This is a genomic window from Nesiotobacter zosterae, assembly GCF_033843645.1.
Taxonomy (GTDB): domain Bacteria; phylum Pseudomonadota; class Alphaproteobacteria; order Rhizobiales; family Stappiaceae; genus Pseudovibrio; species Pseudovibrio zosterae.
The window spans coordinates 89,087-107,295 of sequence record NZ_JAWXVZ010000006.1 but is presented as its reverse complement, the minus strand read 5'-3'; the positions used below and the strand labels follow the sequence as shown (position 1 = coordinate 107,295).

At 57.3% G+C, this 18,209-nt stretch carries 9 protein-coding genes; 3 read left to right on the top strand and 6 right to left on the bottom strand.

Annotated features, from left to right (window positions below; all coding sequences use genetic code 11):
- Positions 1-234 precede the first annotated feature (234 nt).
- The gene (locus tag Q3Y58_RS10475; RefSeq protein WP_319622187.1) at positions 235-3,444 is read left to right on the top strand and encodes an EAL domain-containing protein; all 3,210 of its coding nucleotides are present in this window, start codon (positions 235-237) and stop codon (positions 3,442-3,444) included.
- On the opposite strand, the gene Q3Y58_RS10470 is transcribed toward Q3Y58_RS10475, so the two are convergent.
- Both Q3Y58_RS10470 and Q3Y58_RS10465 read right to left on the bottom strand, forming a co-directional pair.
- Positions 3,445-7,206, bottom strand: coding sequence for an AAA family ATPase (locus Q3Y58_RS10470; RefSeq protein ID WP_319622186.1), 3,762 nt, complete (start codon positions 7,204-7,206; stop codon positions 3,445-3,447).
- Complete coding sequence (locus Q3Y58_RS10465; RefSeq protein WP_319622185.1) at positions 7,207-8,445, bottom strand: exonuclease SbcCD subunit D; 1,239 nt, start codon at positions 8,443-8,445, stop codon at positions 7,207-7,209.
- Between the two features lie 293 nt (positions 8,446-8,738).
- Here Q3Y58_RS10465 and Q3Y58_RS10460 point away from each other — a divergent pair, with 293 nt between their 5' ends.
- Positions 8,739-9,455, top strand: a complete 717-nt coding sequence (locus Q3Y58_RS10460; protein WP_274218436.1) for a pirin family protein — start codon at positions 8,739-8,741, stop codon at positions 9,453-9,455.
- A 233-nt stretch (positions 9,456-9,688) separates the two neighbouring features.
- The gene (locus Q3Y58_RS10455) at positions 9,689-11,353 is read left to right on the top strand and encodes a GNAT family N-acetyltransferase (protein ID WP_319622184.1); all 1,665 of its coding nucleotides are present in this window, start codon (positions 9,689-9,691) and stop codon (positions 11,351-11,353) included.
- Positions 11,354-11,441: 88 nt separating this feature from the next.
- On the opposite strand, the gene Q3Y58_RS10450 is transcribed toward Q3Y58_RS10455, so the two are convergent.
- From Q3Y58_RS10450 to Q3Y58_RS10435, 4 genes are all read right to left on the bottom strand, one after another.
- Complete coding sequence (locus Q3Y58_RS10450) at positions 11,442-13,331, bottom strand: PhoX family protein (RefSeq protein WP_319622183.1); 1,890 nt, start codon at positions 13,329-13,331, stop codon at positions 11,442-11,444.
- A 331-nt stretch (positions 13,332-13,662) separates the two neighbouring features.
- The gene (locus tag Q3Y58_RS10445) at positions 13,663-15,882 is read right to left on the bottom strand and encodes a mechanosensitive ion channel family protein (protein WP_319622182.1); all 2,220 of its coding nucleotides are present in this window, start codon (positions 15,880-15,882) and stop codon (positions 13,663-13,665) included.
- A complete protein-coding gene (locus tag Q3Y58_RS10440; RefSeq protein ID WP_319622181.1) occupies positions 15,879-17,111 on the bottom strand; it encodes an MFS transporter in 1,233 nt (410 codons plus the stop codon). The genes Q3Y58_RS10445 and Q3Y58_RS10440 overlap by 4 nt, the downstream gene beginning before the upstream one ends.
- Before the next feature lie 9 nt (positions 17,112-17,120).
- Positions 17,121-18,191 (bottom strand): patatin-like phospholipase family protein, encoded by a 1,071-nt coding sequence (locus Q3Y58_RS10435; RefSeq protein ID WP_319622180.1) that lies wholly within the window; start codon positions 18,189-18,191, stop codon positions 17,121-17,123.
- Between the last annotated feature and the right edge of the window lie 18 nt (positions 18,192-18,209).

Genomic DNA, 18,209 nt, shown 5'->3' with positions numbered 1-18,209 from the left:
TGTAGGGAAACCGCCTGAAAATCGCACCGACAAAAAACTGTCACAGATAAAAAAGTAAAGAAATTTAAAGAGACTATGTACTATCTACCACTGTAATATAAGTGGCAAATAATAATTACTGCGCCGAAACCAGATGTTTCGCTTCGGGGGTTTGAAATGCGGGCACTCATTCAAACTTGCCTAACGTTTATCGTGGGCAGTTTGGCGACGACTGTCGGGGCACTGTCCCAACCCATGTTTGAGCTCGCGAGCACCTTTCCCTCTGCCTCAGAATATGCTGGCGTTGTTGCCCCCGCATTCAGCACACTCGTTAGCCTCGAGCAGCTCTGGCCCATGGCAACCGCAGCCATGGCGCTCATGACACCGCTGGGTTTCTTCTTCATTTTTGGTGCCTCCAGCGCAGGCCGAGACTTGAATGTTGTAATCACACGCGCCATTGCAGTATTCGCCGTTGGGGTTGCCTGTTTTACCACCATTGGCTTCATGATCGCGTTCGGCCCAACCAAGTCTGGCTGGTTTGGGTTTGACCCATCCCTGATGTTCATGCACAGCATTTCTGATCGTGCTCTGGCAGCCCAAGCATTTCAGACTGTCCTTTGCGGCATTGTGGTTCTGTTTACCTACATACCGCTTGCACGCATGCTCACCTTCAAGGGGCACTTGATAACCGCCGCAGTGCTCGCGATCATTGTTTATCCGGTCTACGCTCACTGGGTGTGGGGCATTCCCGCAACAAGCTTGGGCCAGGGGGCATTGTCTTCCATCGGCTTCATCGACCATTCCGGCATCACGGTCATTCATATGACCGCACCGCTGTTTGCTTTGGCCGCACAAATCGCAACGGGCCGCGCCAAGATCGGCCCTGCGCGAGCCTATGGTTTTGAAGTGGATTGGGAGCGTAACGCAGTACCCATTCTAGCCGGCATCCTCTTGATCATCATAGGCTGGGCTGGCCTTAACATCGGGTCAGTGAAATTGTTCTCGGGCCTGGTGCCAATGATCGTCTACAACACGCTGAACGCGGCCCTGTTTGGCGCCCTGACAGGCGCGCTGTTGGGCCGGTTTCGCCGCGACCTGCCGTTTCTTGCCAATATCCTGCTCGGCATCATGGGCGGCCTTACGTTCTCGTCAGCCGCTCCGGAATTGATCACCTCCGCCGCCGCAACGCTGACGGGCATACTGGGCGCAGCCTGCTTCTTCCTCATATTCTACTATGCCAACAAAGTGTATGGCTTCAATCGCTTAGCAGCAAGCCACATGGCTTACGCCGGTGTTGCTGCATTGGGCTCGGTCGCAATCTCCGTCATCATCCCGTCGTTCACCCTCGAAGCTATAACACGTGATGCCCAGCTGGGTGCTCAGATCTTGGGCGTCCTCACCAACGCAGCCTGGGTGCTTGGCACAGGGTTTATTCTCTTCACCACGCTTGATCGCTTCGGCATGGTGAAACTCGGTCTACAGAAAGACGACGGTTCAGCCGAAGAAGACAACCGGGGCGAACTGGCGATCATTGAGCAGACACTTGAGGAAGTCCTTCATGGTGACATGGACAATGTCCGCCAACTTGAAATCCCTCACGGAGACATTCACGCAAGAATTACCAGCCAGGTTAACGAACTCGTTGAAAGGTTCCAAACGGCGGAAGATCGCCGGGCCTTTTCAAGCTCGAAGGATACAGAGAGCGCGGACTTTCAAAAACTCAAGGTCTTCGCAGACGGTACCTTCGAAGGTTTGGTCATCTCCAAGAATGGCCGCATCATTGAGTGCAACAAGGCGTTTCAAGAGCTGATTGGCCGCCCCGAAGACGAGCTGATCAGCAAACCGATCCTGAACTTCGTTGCACCAGACCACATCAAGATCACGGAACGTGCCCTGAAAAACACCCATCAGGCACCTTACCAGACGATGATCATCAGCAAGCTTGAGGAGCGCATCCCGGTTGAAATTCGCGCCCGCCCGCTGGAGCTGAATGGTATTGTCTTCCGCCTTTCGGCAATTCGCGATATTCGCCAGCAGAAAAAGGCCGAAGCGGAGATCTTGCATCTTGCCCAGCATGACATCCTCACCGGCCTGCCAAACCGGACCCTGTTCCGCGAACGGTTCCAAACTGCAGTAGAGAACCACGGAGCGAAAAAAGGCCTTGTGGCCATCATGATGATCGACCTCGACCGCTTCAAGGAAATCAACGATCTGTACGGCCACCCCACCGGCGACAAGTTCATCCAGACCGTGTCCAAGCGCCTGAACGCCTGCATCGGTCATGCAGATACTTGCGCCCGCCTTGGCGGCGATGAGTTCGCCATTATCCAGGTCAATCTGAAGACGAAGGCAGAGGTCGGCCTCCTCGCCAATCGCATTCTCGAAATGCTCTCAAAGCCGGTTTCTGTCACCGAAGACATCACGATCCGCACCAGCGCCAGCATTGGCATCGCCCTTTCTCCCGACAACGGGCTGGACCCGGACATGCTGCTCGCAAATGCCGATATTGCGCTTTACAAGGCAAAGGAAGAGGGGCGCAACACCTTCCGCTTCTTCGAATCCGAGATGGAATCCGCCCTCCGCATACGCCGGGTGCTGGAAGTGGACATGCGCAAGGCAATACGCAACCAAGAGTTTCAGCTCTACTTCCAGCCGCAGGCGCGGGCCAGTGACCGCAGCATCGTGGGCTATGAGGCGTTGCTGCGCTGGAACCACCCAACAAAAGGCTTTGTGAGCCCGACGGATTTTATACCGGTGGCAGAGGAAAGCGGCTTGATCATTCCAATCGGCCGCTGGGTGCTGGAAGAAGCGTGCCGCAACGCGGCCAGCTGGCCTTCGAAATACCGCGTCGGCGTTAATCTCAGTGCCGTTCAGTTTGCAGACGAATACCTGCTGCAACATGTTGAACAATCGTTGAAAAAAAGTGGCCTTGCCCCTCAACGGCTTGAGCTTGAGGTGACCGAAAGCGTGCTGCTGCATGATGATCGACGCGCTCTGGAAACCCTCAAGGCGTTGAAGGCGCGCGGTGTTCGCATTGCCCTTGATGATTTCGGCACGGGCTATTCTTCTTTGAGTTACCTGCGCCGCTTCCCGTTTGACCGCTTGAAGATCGACCGCAGCTTTGTTAGCGGCGCAACCGCGACACCAGGTCTTGCAGCAATCATCCGCGCGGTTATCGACTTGGGTCAGGCCCTTGGCATGGAAGTCATTGCTGAAGGTGTTGAGACAGAGCCCGAGCTGGAGCTGCTACGTAATGAAGCCTGCGACGAAGTTCAGGGCTATCTCATTGGCCGACCAGCACCGCTTTCGCCTGAAGATCTGCTGGCAGGCATCCACGAACGGGATGGCGGCCAGCTCAACGAGTACATTGTTGTGCTCAATGAAGTTTCAAAGCGACTTGAAGAAAACCGCCCTGAGGCAAACAACAGAGGCAAAGAAGGCAAGAAACTCGCCTCCACGGGTTGATCACCAGCCCGAAGGTGCCACCACAGCCACGCGGCTGCGTCCCCCACCTTGCCGCTGAACCTGCACTTGAACCGGAATACGGTCCTTCATCGCCTCAACGTGGCTGATAACGCCCACCTTGCGGCCCTGCCCCTGCAGCATTTCCAGCGCATCAATAGCAACATCCAGCGTCTCGCCATCCAAGGAGCCAAAGCCCTCATCAATGAAGAGCGTATCCACGAAGGATTGACGCCCTTCAAGGGAGGAAAGCGCCAGCGCCAGACTAAGCGATACAAGGAAACGCTCACCGCCACTCAAGGAGCGTGTTGAGCGCGGCGCATCGCCCATGTCCAGATCCAGAACCAAAAGGCCGAGCCCCTTGTCTGCGCGGGCCAGACGATAGCGCGGCTTGAGCTGCTTGAGTTGCTTGTTCGCCAGTTCCACCAACAAGCCAAGGGTCACACCCTGCGCAATGCGCTGGAACTTGTCGCCATTGGCTGAGCCAATGGCCGTTGAAACAGCGCCCCACTGGTCGGCATGGTTGCGCGCCTCTTCAATGGCTTTCTGCATGTGCGCGGCTTTGGCGCGCGCCTTGTCATCATCTTCCAGTTTCTGGCGCAGCATGCCGATGCTCTCGCTCAGCTTCTGCGAATTCTCACGTTGCTCAACAGTAGCTTCAAAGGCAGGACGTTCCACCCCTTCGGCCTTTTCCGGCTCGGTCGCCGCCAGGTCTTTTTCCCGCAAGGACACGGTCTCACGCGCCGTCTTCAGCGCTTCATCAAGAGCGCGCAGTTCGTCCTCCAGTCCGGCCAGCTCCTCCCGCGCTCTAACGCGCAGCAGAGCGAATTGATCGGCTTCAACTTCGTGCTCGACGAGCGCTGCGGCAAATGCTGCTTCTGCGGCTTCCACCACCTCAGCCTGTTGAACCTGCTGCCTGCGATATCCAGTCACCGTAGACTGAAGCGCCACCTGCTCTTGCACCAAGCTCAACCGCTCATCCTTGCGCGCGCCAGCTGCATCGCGGGCCGCCTGATGTTTGGCCCGAAACGTTTTCTCGTGCTCTTCCGTCGGCACGCCCCCCAGTATTTGCTGGCGGTCCACCCGCAAGGTTTCGAGCGACTGGGTCAACGCGCTGTGTTTGTCTTGCAGTGTCGTTACAGTGGCTTGCAGGCTCGCCTCACGTTCCTCGGCACGGCTCAGGCTTGCGACAAGTTCCTGCAGCTCGCCCTCCACCTGCTTTTCCTTGGCACTGGCATCGCGGAAATGACGGCACTTCAGCTCAACCTCACGCGCCACAGCCGAAACGTCCGCTTCAAGCGCTTCTTCTGTCAGGTTGAAGGACAAGAGCGCGGTGAGCAAACGCCCACGAAGCGCCTCAAGCTGGCCTGCCAAGCCTTGCTTTTCCGTCTCATCAACCGCAGCAGCCGAATTGAGCTCAGCAAGCGCCTTCGCTTTTGCCCCATGTTTTTCCCGTTTCTGCTCGCAGGTACGGCGAAGGGACAAGACCTTAGTATTCGCGTCTTCCAACTTGCGCACCTGCGCATAGTAATGGCTGGAAGACGCCTCAAGCTCCCCCAGGCAGATACCCACCTTGCTTTCAAGCGCCTTCAGGTCGGTCTCTTGCGCTGTTGGGCCCAAGTCAGGCTTGTCCTCCCGGTCGGCGAAAGCGTCTTGCGCTGCTTTTTCAAGAGTTTGCCAAGAGGTTTCAAGCGCTGCCTCCGTGCGGCGGCGCTCTTCTAGACGCGTGGTGAGCGCTTCCCGCTGCACCCTCAGCTCAACCGTAGAGCGATGTTCATCGCCGCGAAGCGTCTCAAGCGTTTGCTGGCTTTCCTGCAGCTTCTGCTGTGACGCCGCGCGTTGCTCAGTCAGTTCCTTGAAGAGCGCTGTAAGGTCGCCATCCTCATGGTCTGCAAACGGGTGCTCCGTACTGCCGCACACGGGGCAAGCTTCATCTGCCGCAAGTTCTGCCCTCAGCCGGGCCGCATGTTGATCTTGGGCAAGGTCCGCCAAAGCCGCAGCCTGCTTGGCCTGTTCTGCTTGCCTCTTGCGCTCTTCAAGGCGCACGCCTTCCGCCTCGCGCTTGGCGGTCAAGGCTTTGACCTGCGCCTCAAGTTGCGTGATTTGTGTTTCATCGGCATGCACTTGGCGCGAGACACGGGTAACGGCATCCTGTTCATCACCAAGGCGCTTCACTGCCCGTGCCACTTCCTGAAAGGCCTCCCGTGCCTTTGCATTGGCAGCCGGATCAAACCCACTGGTTGTTTTCCGCAGCTCGGCAGCATTGGTTTCCGCCGCCTCCAACTCCGTTCCAAGCTTGGTGAGTTCTTCACTAAGCGACGCTTCAATCGCAGCCAGCTCCCGCTGCTTCTCCTGCGCTATCTCGGCGCGTGTCGTGCGTTCCGCCAGTTTGTGTTTGAGTTCACCATACTGCGCCAAATCCCCCAGCACGGGCTCAGGGTTGGCTGCAACCGGTGCAATCGGCTGCAATCGCGCAAGCTGCTCTTGGAGCTTGGCCTTCAGCGCGGCCTTTTCTTCACGCTGCTTTTGCGCGCGTTCCAGTTCCTTTTGCACCTCGGCAAACTGTTGCTGCGCCTTCGAAAGCTCGCCAGCCATCTGGGTCACGTTTTGCTGCGACTGCTCAATCTTCTCATCAAGTTGATAGGCCTTAACCCATTGCGGGTTGAGTGCTTCCAACTCCTTTTCAAGCTGGGCAAACTGATCCGCGGTTTCGGTCTCTGCAGCCACCGCCGTCGCCACCTCGCCCTCTTTCGCGCTCAGTTCCTGAAGAGCTTTCTCCAGATCCTGCGTTACTTTGGCTTGCGCTTCCTGCGCCCTCTCCACATTGGCAGCAGAAGGTTCAACCCGGCCGATACGCGCCAACTGATCCCTGAGCGACCGACGATCTGCTGCTTGGGCATAGGCCTCCTGATGCTTCAAGAATGCATCCTGCGCATTGGAAAGCTGCTGACGAGCGGTTTCAACGCGGGTCAAGTGGCCAAGCACAGCCTCTGTTTTGGCAAGTTCCGCCTGCAGGGCGGCAAGGTCGGTTTCGTGCTGCGCTTTTTCCGCTTCCAGCCCCTTTCGATCGTCCTCATCCAGCAGGCCAATGGCACCAGACTGAACCTCCAGCTCGCGCACCGCGTCTTGGGCCTCGCTGTGCTTTTGATGCACCTTCTCCGAAATCTGCCGATAAATGGTGGTGCCGGTTATCTTCTCCAGAAGCGCTGCCCGCTCCCGGTCATTGGCGCGCAAGAAGGCATCAAAGTCGCCCTGCGCCAGCAGCACCGTGCGGCGGAACTGATCGTAGTTCAGGCCCAGATGAGCCTCAACGGCGGCATCTACGTTCTTAATGCCGCTTTCCATGGTCTTTGCATCGCGCACGCGCAAAAAACTGCGGTCCACGTTCTGCAGCCGGCCAGAGGCCTTGCCGCGTGCCCGGCGAACCATCCACCTTGAGCGGTAGGTCTCTCCGTCAACGCCAACGAAATCCACTTCCGCATGGCCGTTGATCGCACCACGGGTCAAAACGGATTTAGGATCTTTTTCCCGGAACGTGTCACCCGACACATCCGGCACGCTCTCGTCACTGCCATCACTGGTTAAACGCGGGCATTTGCCAAACAGCGCCAGACACATGGCATCAAGGATGGTGGATTTGCCCGCCCCGGTTTCACCGGTGATCGCAAACAGGCCCGCACCGCGCAGCGGCTCGGCCTCCAGATCAATTTCAAAGGGCGCAGCGAGGCTTGCAAGCCCCTCACCGCGAATGGATAGGATACGCATTTACTCAATCTCCGCCGCAGCGCGGTGAAACAATTCCAAATGTGAGGCCTCTGGCGCAACACCATGCGCCGCCTCGAAAGCTGTCTTGAACAAGTCAACAGGCTCCAGCTCGTGGAGCCGCACCAAAGCTTCCGCCTCGGTGATTTCAGGGGCAGATCGGTCCTTGCTGACAACAGAAAGCCCGGCCGCCCGCACCGGATAGCCTTCCAGCAAGCGGTCCAGCTCGGCCCGCAACCCTGCACCAGACACCTGTGGCTTCAGGTCCACATGCACGAACGGGCGCTGGTCAATCGGCAAGTCTTCATCCAACCCGAGCGCGTCCAGAGCCCCGGGAACTTCGTCCAGCTGCAGGCCCTCGCCCTTGCCAAGGCGGTAAAACGGCACCGGCCGCTCCAAGGGCAAGCGCTCCCACGTCACCTTGTCGCCGTCGACCTCAAGCAGCACAACCCCGTGCTGGTAGGCCTGCTCGGTAACCGACATCGGGAATGGCGACCCGGAATAGCGGATCGTCTCACGGCCCACCTTTTGAGGCTTGTGCAGGTGGCCCAGCGCCACGTAAGCAAGGCTCTCGTCAAACACACTATGGGGGATGGCGTGCTCGCCGCCCACCAGAATGCGCCTTTCCGCACCTTCAGACTCTTCCGCTCCCCATACGTGCAGATGTCCGGTCACGATCAGGGGCGCATCAGCAATCCGTTCCCGCGCCCTTGCAACCGCATCCTCATAAAGCGCTCGTACAGCCCGCACGACCACAGAGCCTTCCGTTTCCCCCTCCTCAGAAACCCGAGGTAAATCAGAAGCGCGTGGAAACGGAATGGCCAGCACATAGGCCTCAACCCGCCCGTCTTTTCCGGCAAGCGGGACCAAATGCCGGTCCACATCAAGCGCTTCATCGTGCCGGTGCACCATGCCGAGCGCATGAACCCCGATCCGCTCAAACAGCACACCGGGGGCCTCAATGCGCCCTGCGGGGTCATGATTGCCAGCAGTAATCACGGAAATGAACTGCGGGTTCACCTCCCGCAGCTCCGCCAGCGCCTCATAGAATAGGCGTGTTGCATCTGCCGAAGGGTTCTGATTGTCGAACACATCCCCGGCCATCACCAGTGCATCCACATCATGCGCCTTCACCAGCTCTGTAAGCTGCTTGAAAAACGCTTGATGCTCAAAGGTACGCGACCAGCCGTTCAGCGTTTGGCCGATATGCCAGTCTGCCGTGTGAAGCACTCTTAGTGTCATGGATGATGTGTGTCCGACTCGATACTCAACAGTGCCAGCCTAAAGAGCGAGGCGGTGTACTGTCTTAATGCCAAGCCAGCTATCCAAAGGTTTCACAGGGTTACCAACAAGGACTTGCAGCGCACGCTTTCTCTAAACGCCAAAGCTGCACCGCCACGCAGGCGCCGCACCCCACCAAGATCGTTCAATAATTGCGAACAGTATGATCAATTCAGGCCAACTTGTTCCCTCAGGAATAACAGTTACATTTGCTGTCAGAAAACGAATTGAGCCACTCCACAGGAGGTAAAGCCATGAATACTCTGACAATCACAAAGAAGCCTGCTTCCAGCCGCGGCTATGTAGACATGGGCTGGCTGAAGTCTGCGCACAGCTTCAGCTTTGGCAGCTACTTCGATCCGAACAACATTCAGTTTGAAAACCTGCGGGTCATCAACGATGACTACGTCGCCCCTCGCGGGGGCTTCCCAACCCACCCGCACCAGAACTTCGAGATCTTTTCATATGTCCAGTCCGGTGGCCTGGAACACAAGGATTCCATCGGCAATGGCAGCGTGGTGCACGGCGGCGGTGTTCAGTACATGAGCGCAGGAACCGGCGTCTATCACTCCGAGTTCAACGCCTCTGACAAGGACCCGGTCAAGTTCCTCCAGATCTGGCTTGTGCCTGCCAAGGAAAACACCAAGCCGCGCTATGACACCTTCGATTTTGCGCCGGGAGACCGTGATGGCAAGCTGAAGCTGTTCCTGTCCCATGATGGGCGTGAAGGGTCCCTGCTGGCGAACTCTCACACGGATGTTTACGCCGCAGAGCTGAGCGGTGAGCAGCAGGTAAGCCATGAGCTCAAGAACAACCGTTCCGCCTACATCCATGTGGTACGCGGCACAGTCACGATCAACGGCGAAAGCTACACCGGCGGCGACGCTGCCCAGATCTATGGCGCAGGTGAAGTGAAGCTGACAAACGGCGAGGATGCCGAAGTTATTCTCTTCGAATTCATCCCTCAGTAATTAATAGGGTTCTCCCCCCTGACGACCCTTGAACCTCGCACTTCGGTGCGGGGTTTCTTTTTGTCCGTAGGCTGTTTGAAGCACTCCGATGTCCCCAAGGCAAAGCCGGGCGACGTTAACCATAGGGCGCATCGAGCGGGTTGACGCAACGTAAAAAGTAGAGAATAAGTTTAATCAAGTCCTAACTAAAACTGACAGGGCGCCACTAATAAAAGCAAAAATAGGATAGTGGGATGCAGGTAGATGTGATTGAAGGGCTCGACGCCTTCAAGTCCCTGAGAGAAAACTGGAACGAGATCTACAGCAAGGACACAGAGGCCCAATACTTCTTGAGTTGGCAATGGGTGCACATGCTGCACCTGAAGTCCGGCAGCAACATCTTCATTCTGGGTGCCCGGCCCACTGCGTCTTCTGCCTATGTCGCGCTCTTCCCCATGCGCATCCGCACCCGCTACAACAAGGCCAACAACGCCTATTACAACGACATCTGCATGGCGGGTAACTTTGCAGCGGACTATACCGGCTTCATCTGCGATCCGGCTCATGACAATGAGGCCCTCCCCGCTTTGGGCCAAAAGCTTGCCAACATGGACTGGGCTCGCCTTCAGCTGGAGAACCTCGCTTGTTCTCCAGAGCGCGTGGCCCAACTCACTGCGCCGATCATGAAGCGAAAGGTGTATCCTACTGACCTTAGCCGAACCAACACCCGCGACAACATCAACAATCTGGTCTGCCCTGTAACGGAACTTCCTGACACCTTCGAAGACTATCTGTCCCAATGCATGAGCAGCAAATCCCGGCAGAAATTGCGCCGCTTCATGCGCAAGGCAAAAGACGATCCGGACCTCTCGTTTACCATCCCAACGGAAGAGACCTTCAATCAGCATCTTGACATTCTCATGGGCTTTTGGCGGGACAAATGGGCGGAGCGCAAGGGGCGCAACGTCGACATATTGGTCCGCAACCACCGACACATGCTCACTCTTGCCTTCCGATATCGCCAGCTCTTCATGCCAATGCTCTGGCACCAGGACCGTCCCGTTGGCGGGTTGGCCAGCTTCATCGACCCTGTCCGCAAATCGCTTCTGTTTTATCTTGCAGGCCGCGACGAGACATGGAGTGGACCGCCTCCCGGCCTCATCCTCCATGGCGCTTCCATTGAGTGGGCCATCAGCAAGGGCCTCAAAACCTATGATTTTCTGCGCGGCAACGAGGCCTACAAGTACTCCTATGGGGCCAAGGACCGCTTGCTCATCTGCCGTCAGTTCAACACGCCCAACAGCAAGAATTTTTCTGGAAAGCTGGACCCTCGCTCAGTCTCAGGCGTTTTGAAAAAGGCCACCGAAGACTTCAAGGCCAAAAACCTCACACGCGCGCGCGCCGGGCTGGAGCAAGTGCTGGAAACCCAGCCGGAGGTATCGAGTGCCCTTTACATGCTCGGCCAGCTTCTCGTACTGGAGAACAACTATGAAGAAGCCGCCAAGGTGTTTACGCGCATGACCCACTGCGCTCCAGACAACCCCAGAGGATGGACCCGCCTCGGTCAGTCTTATCTGGCGCTTCAAGATTTCATCGAGGCGGAAGTTGCGTTCCGGCAAGCATTGGAGCTGGACCCGAACAACATTGCTATCCGCTCTCATCTGGCCGACACGCTCGTGGCCCTGCGCCTGCGCGATGAAGCAGCGGAGGCCTACAAGGCAGTTCTCGCGGTTCTGCCGAAAACACCAACAGAGCAACGGCTGGTCAATCGGGCCACTGCAGCTTTGCGCAGACTGCGCCCTTTGGAGCTGTTCGGCGCGGCCACGCCAAAAGCGAGCAGTCTGGATTTGTCTCTGGGAACACGCTTGCGTCCCAAGCTGCCGCTGAACATTACCCGCAGCAACAACCGCATCAACTGACTGAAAGCCGCCTTTAAACCAATCAGGGGACCAACAAAAATGGGGAGCCAACGCTCCCCATTTCCGTTTTTCAAATCAGGAAAGCAGCTTAGCCCATCAGGCCGCCGTCGTCCTTGGTGATTGCAATCACGCAAGAGCGTGGCAGTGTGCCTTCGCCACCAGGGAAGACACTGTCGCCCTTTTCGCCCGGGTGCTGAATGCCCACAAACATGGTCTTCTTGTCTTCAGACCAGGTCGCGCCGGTAACTTCACACTCCTTTGGACCAACCATGAAGCGGAAGATGTCACCGGTTTCGGTGTCGCCAACCAGCATCTGGTTGTTGCCCATGCCCGCGAAATCGTCCGCGTTGGAGTAGGAACCGTCGGTCTGGATCCAGAGGAAGCCACGGCTGTCGAAGGACAGACCGTCTGGTGAGTTGAAGATGTTGCCAGCATTCACGTTTGCAGAACCAGCCTTTGGCCCTTCGTGAACGGTTGGGTTACCAGCCAGAACGAACAGGTTCCACCCAAAGCCGGTCGCAGTGTGGTCGCCGCCTTCTGGAGCCCAGCGCACGATCTGACCGTACTTGTTGGCTTCGCGTGGGTTCGGGCCGTTCACTGGGGTTGGGTCACCACCAGCGTTTGGCTTCACGCCACGGTTCTTGTTGTTGGTCAGACAGCAGTAGACTTCAGCCTTGTTCGGGTTGGATGCAACCCACTCAGGACGGTCCATGGTCGTTGCGCCAACAGCAGAAGCAGCCTGACGGGTGTGAATGGAAATTTCCGCCTGAGACGCCATGCCGGTTGTCTCTGGGGTCAGCTCCAGCCACTCACCGGAAAGGTCATCATGGAACTTGGCAACATAGAGCTTGCCGTTTTCCAGAAGGTTGGAATTGTCACCGTTTGGATCGTACTTGCCTTCAGAAACGAAGCGGTACAGGAACTCGCCGCGCTCGTCATCGCCAAGGTAGACAACCACGTGGCCATTGTCTGCAACAACCAGCTCAGCGTTTTCGTGCTTGAAGCGGCCAAGAGCAGAACGCTTCTTCGGAGTTGCCGTTGGATCCATTGGATCGATTTCGACAACGTAACCCGCGCGGTTTGGCTCATTCGGATGCTTTGCAACGTCAAAGCGCTCGTCGATCTGCGCCCAGCCATAGCCCCAGTCATCATGGTTGATGCCGTAGCGCTTCAGCGCCGGATCCAGCTCAAGTTCCTTGTCGGAAGAAGAGAAGTAACCGTTGAAGTTCTCTTCACAGGTCAGGTAGGTGCCCCATGGAGTGCGGCCGTTACCACAGTTGTTCCATGTGCCAAGAGACTTGGTGCCGGTCTGATCAGCAGCGGTTTTCAAAAGATCATGGCCGCGTGCAGGACCGGTGATCTCCATTTCCGTGTCTGGCGTGATGCGGAAGTTGAACTCGGAGTCCTTGACGATGGACCACTTGCCGTCGTTCTGAGCGATCTCGACAACAGAGATACCGTGGGCGTTCTTGCCCTTCAGAATGGCATCTGCATCGGCAGGTACGCCACCTTCCCAAAGAATGTCGCGGTTGGTGTATTCGTTGTTCACCGCCAGAATGTGACGTCCGTCTTTGGAGAACAGCGCCATACCGTCGTTGTTGTCACCGAACGCGCGGGCCTGAGTTGCGGCTGTACCACGAGTTACATGGTCGAACTCTGGCACGTCGGAGAAGATTGGCTCGCCCCAGGTGGCAACTGGGTGCCAGCTGTAGCCTTCCGGAAGCGTGATGGTGTCCGCAGTGGTTGCCTCAACTGGCGTGAAACCAAAGCGGTTGGTAGCTGCCTGAGCTTTGGATGAACCGAAAGCGCCTGCACCCAGAATAAAGCTTGCGGTGCTCATGGCCAGCGCACCACCAAGGAAGCCGCGGCGTGAGAGAGCGCGATCGACTACGTCGTCAAACTCAATCGTCACATTGCGGTTGTTGTGTACCTCATCAAACTCATCGAAGGACAGGTCCTTCTTGTTCTGCTCAGTCATGCCACTCACCCAGTTTTTGGATTTAATATCGGTCCCCATATCGCTGCGTAACGCGCGCCATGGTTGCCTATAGGCAATTACGTATAAGCAATGTCACGATTATGACGGAAACGTTACCTTTGCCCTTTCCTACCAAAAATTAACGCAAGGTCAGAGTAAAGCGCACACCATGCGCAAAATGAGCATCGATTTCCCACAGATCGTGCGCAAGGGCATCTGCCCTGAATGGTTGAAGACAGCGCCAAGGCCGTAGACAAGGATTGCCGACACCCCACCCATATGCCGGCCCAACCAGCGGGCAGGCAACCGTCACCGGAAGCTTCTCAAGGGATCAGCGGATATCCCCTTGCTTGGCTGTGGCCGCAGTCTGGTCAGCCAGAACGGCCTCAGCGGCCGCCGCCTCGATGGGGGAGGACCCAATCACTTCAACCTTCTTGCGCGCGAACTTGATGCCGCTTTCCGCGAACACCTCGCGGAGCCGATGATAGATTTCCCGCCGAAGCACGAACTGCGTCTTGGGGTAACACTTGAACTTGACCCGGATGATCAGTGCACTGTCATCGTCGATGCTGAGAACACCTTGGCTTTTCAAAGGTTCGATGAACTTCGGCCCATGCTCGGGATCTTCAAGAAACTCCTGCCCAACAGCTTTGACGATTTTCTTGACCACCTTCGGGTCCGTGTCCGGCTCCAGACGGAAGGACATCTTGTAGATCACCCAGTCTCGAGTGTGATTGGTAACCATCTTCATTTCACCAAAAGGAATGGTGATAACGGGCCCGCGGTGATGGCGCAGGATCAGCGAACGGAAGGAAATCCATTCAACCGCCCCTCTCACGCCTTGATCGAGTTCGATGTATTCACCAATTCGGAAGGCATCATCAATCAGGAAAACGATCCCCGAAAACACGTCCCGCACAAGGGTTTGGGCACCAAAGCCGATGGCAATGCCGACAATCCCGGCGGACGCCAGCAACGGACCAATGTCGACGCCGATGGAGGACAAGATGATCATCGTGACGACAACCGTCAGGATCACGAGGAGAATGCTCCGAAACAGCGGCGTTAACGTGCTCAAGCGCGAGGCCGCCGGTGCCATGGGGTCACCATCTTCACCGCCGTCCCCGGCCTGTTCTTCGCGATGGAGAGCGGCCCGGATCAGCCGCCAAGCCAGATAGCCCAGCAGCAGCGTAAGGGTGATGTCGAAAAGCGTAGAGGCCCAAACCGGTGCCCCCGGCCCCTTGGCAAAGACCAATAGATCCAGCCCCCACAGCCGCACGATCACGTAAATCGCCACCACTGTGATGAGCGACCGCCAGGCCCCCAGCATGACATGGCGTAGTCGGTCAGCTGTATCACTGTCGCTTCGCACCGCACCGCCGATCATTTCGATGCCAGCCCGATCCGCAACCGGTAGCGCCAGAAGAGCGAACAAGCCGCCAATCGGGCCTGCCAACTCATGCTGGCCGCGTTCCAGCCAGTGAGCAAGCCAGTATAGCCAACTGACAAGGAGATAGAGCCCGGCAATGGCGGGCACAGAATAGGCCACGGCGCCGGGAGGGCCCGCTTGCCCAGACAACAACTCCTGCACCCGCTGCGCGATGTAAACTCTGTTCGAAAACAGGGCCTTGGCTAAAAGGACAGCAACAACCGTGCCCGTCAGCGCCACGGTAACAAGCGCCGGAGGAAAGCCAAACCCAAGGTTTGGAAAGAACCCGGCCAAAAGCCAGCCGGAAACGGCAATGTAGGTTGCGGTTTTCAAGAGATGATAGAGTGCCGTTGCATCATCATCAGAAAGCCGTGCAATGCGGATCTCATGCAAATCCGGCGAGAAAACGCGGCGAACAAGGATCAAAAAGCCCCCCCCGGTGGAAACGCCAGCATGGTAGATCCAGACCACACCTTCCAGCGGCCCCAGTGCTTCGCCTAGGAATCCCCCCGCAGCTCTGGTTGCAAGAACAAAAGCGCCGACCGGCAACAGCTCAAGTACCCCAAGCGCCACGGTGCGCCCCAAACGGCTCCAATACCCGATCAAGTCTGGCGGCCTGCTCAAGAAAGCCCGAGCGGGAGCCAGCGCGCGGCTTACAACAATCGCTGCACCAACACCAACAGCAACCAGCAAGAAAGCTGCGCCAACCATGGCGGCGACGCCATATTGGGCCAGCCCCAACCGCTCACGCACCTGCGGAAGCCTGTCATCAATGTTGGCAATGGCCACGCTCCAGCGCGGCAGGCGCTCCGCAATCTCGGCATACATTGCATTGAGGCGGACCGCCGCGGCGTCCAGCGCGCCCGGCCCCTCTGGCCCAACCTCACTGGTTTCCTGAGCCCGGCGCGCCAGTTCGCTTCGCAACAACTCACGTATCTGAGCATCGGTTAAGCGTGCCAGCAAGCTGTCCACGTCCTCCGGTGACAGTGTCGTCGGCAGTTCAACGGCTTGCGCCGCTTCCGGCGTCGCAGCTCCCACGAACTGAGCCTTTGCCCCCCAAACGGAGTTCAGCGGCGCAAGGACAAAGAGGACAAGGAAAGCGAAGGCTCGGATTTTGGTCATGTGGCCTCTTTCAGATCGCGCCCCAAAACAAGCGCGGCCGCCAGAACTGCCAGCAGAAACAGCACAACCGCCAGCCAGCCCGCGAAAACAAACAGCTGTCCGAGCAAGAAGGCACCTGCCAATCCACCCACGTAATAGCTGGTAAGATAAAGGCCATTGGCGGCAGCGTGGCTATGGGTTGCCGTGCGTCCAACATAGCCGGTGGCAGCGGCCTGCCCGAAAAACAGTCCAACACCAATGAGCGCAAGCCCAACCAGCACCAGCACGAGAGACGGCGTCAACAGCATCAAAAGTCCTGCCATGCTCACCAGAATGGAAGCCCAGAAGACCGCGCGCGCGCCGTACTTTCTGGCAATGCCGCCCGCAATCGGCGTGGTCAGCATGGACGGCAGAAACACGAAATAGATCAGTCCAATGTAAGCTTGGGGCAGCTCAAATGGATCTTCCGCCAGCACGAAGTTCACATAGGTGAAGGTGCCCACAAACGCGAACAAAATGATAAAGCCAATGGCAAAACTGGCGCGAAGTTTGGGGTTCGCGAAATGGTCGGCCCAAGCTTGCCACACCGACATGCCGCCCGCCTGCTGTTCAGGACGGGAGCCATCTCGCAGACCGAAGTACCAGATTGCCAACCCTGCCCCCGCAAGGTTCAACGCTGCGAAGGCATAAAAGCTCTCGGCAAGGCCAATGTTGTCAGCAACACCGGCAGCAAGAAGGCGGCCGAACAGATTGGAGGCCACATTGCCGGTGATGTAGGCAGCCATGGCACCGCTTGCCGCCGTAACTGTGCAGATTTCCGAAAGATACGTCAGGGTCAGCGTGAACGCAGCTGCCATGAAAAACCCCTGAACCACCCTCAAAAGCGCAAAGGTGGTCAAATCGTCCGTCAACCCGAGCAGAAAGGTCGGTATGGCCAGCAGGGTCAAGCTCAGCCAGATCCCAAGCTTCCGATCGATCCGGTTTGAAAACAGAGCCACACATAGCCCGGCAATCGCCATGCCAAACGTGCTTGCATTGACCGCAAACCCCATGGTGGCTGGCGACACCTGGTAGTGCGCGACCAAAGTCGGCAACAAGGCCTGTGAGCCAAAAAGGTCAATCAAGGTGAGAAACGCAATGAGAGCGATCACAAGCGCCCGCATCATGACCTCATGACGTTTCTCTGAGGGCGCGTCATCCAGAACCGGTGTGGGCCCCATGAGAATTGCGGTACCAAGATTGCTGGTCATGCTGGTTTCCTAGATTTCTGGGCAAGCGCCAACCGGTTTGCTGCCAATATTGGCGAACATCTCACCAAGGTTCAGCGTTTCGCGTTTTTCCAGGTGCTCATAGTTGTTGGTGAGCCATGTACCGGCCGCATCCCGTCCGATGTCGCACAGGTGCTCCAGAAACGCCCACTCCGTATTGAGTTTGGAGGAAGCGCCCAGCGGGCGCATGCGCTTGCGTGCCTCAATCATGTGCACGCGCATGCGCCGATGGCGGGAAGCATCAAGTTCGCCGCTGTCTATCAAAACGTTCTTCTCGTAAATCGCCCGCAAATCGCGCAGAAGCGAAGCGTTGAAGCTGATCTCGTTGACGCGGTTCAGGATTTCGCGGGCCGTCACCGGGATGCCCTCACGCACAATCGGATTGATCTGAACGATGACAATGTCGTCGACAGGACTGTGATCGGCAAAGGGCGACAGGACCGGGTTGCCCATGTAGCCGCCGTCCCAATAGTGACGCCCATCAATTTCAACCGCTTGAAACATGAAGGGCAGGCAGGCGGAGGCTAGAATAACGTCGACCGACAACTCCGACCGGCGAAAGATGCGCACCCGTCCGGTCTCCACATCGGTTGCAGAGATAAACAACGTGAACGAGTCGTCCTCGACGCCAATCTGGCCAAAGTCCACATGCTTTTCGACCAGTTTTCGCAACGGATTGTAGTTGAACAGGTTGGTATCGTAAGGCGATGCCAACCGGTTCAGAAGATCCATCATCAAATAGCCGGGGGAATAATCAAGGCTCCATTGACCAAGGATCAGATCAATTGGCGTCCGCTTCAACGGGCTCATGCGACCGGCATCGCTGACGTCCTTCCAAAACGCTCTCAACGCCTTGCGGGCACCGATGGCACCGTTGTTATACATGCCTTGCGCCGCCACAACGGCGTTCATTGCACCGGCAGAAGTTCCCGAAATCGACTGGATCCAGATCCGGTCATCCTCAAAGAGCTTGTCCAATACCCCCCAGGTGAAGGCGCCATGCGCCCCGCCTCCCTGAAGAGCCAAATTGACAGTTTTTTCGATCGTTGGGCGTCGCGCCATTCCCTGTTCCTTTCGCAG

Excerpts from the sequence above, each read along its gene's own strand:
- Q3Y58_RS10475 (WP_319622187.1), top strand. The coding sequence starts at position 235 with ATGTTTGAGCTCGCGAGCACCTTTCCCTCTGCCTCAGAATATGCTGGC.
- Q3Y58_RS10470 (WP_319622186.1), bottom strand. The coding sequence starts at position 7,206 with ATGCGTATCCTATCCATTCGCGGTGAGGGGCTTGCAAGCCTCGCTGCG.
- Q3Y58_RS10465 (WP_319622185.1), bottom strand. The coding sequence starts at position 8,445 with ATGACACTAAGAGTGCTTCACACGGCAGACTGGCATATCGGCCAAACG.
- Q3Y58_RS10460 (WP_274218436.1), top strand. The coding sequence starts at position 8,739 with ATGAATACTCTGACAATCACAAAGAAGCCTGCTTCCAGCCGCGGCTAT.
- Q3Y58_RS10455 (WP_319622184.1), top strand. The coding sequence starts at position 9,689 with ATGCAGGTAGATGTGATTGAAGGGCTCGACGCCTTCAAGTCCCTGAGA.
- Q3Y58_RS10450 (WP_319622183.1), bottom strand. The coding sequence starts at position 13,331 with ATGACTGAGCAGAACAAGAAGGACCTGTCCTTCGATGAGTTTGATGAG.
- Q3Y58_RS10445 (WP_319622182.1), bottom strand. The coding sequence starts at position 15,882 with ATGACCAAAATCCGAGCCTTCGCTTTCCTTGTCCTCTTTGTCCTTGCG.
- Q3Y58_RS10440 (WP_319622181.1), bottom strand. The coding sequence starts at position 17,111 with ATGACCAGCAATCTTGGTACCGCAATTCTCATGGGGCCCACACCGGTT.
- Q3Y58_RS10435 (WP_319622180.1), bottom strand. The coding sequence starts at position 18,191 with ATGGCGCGACGCCCAACGATCGAAAAAACTGTCAATTTGGCTCTTCAG.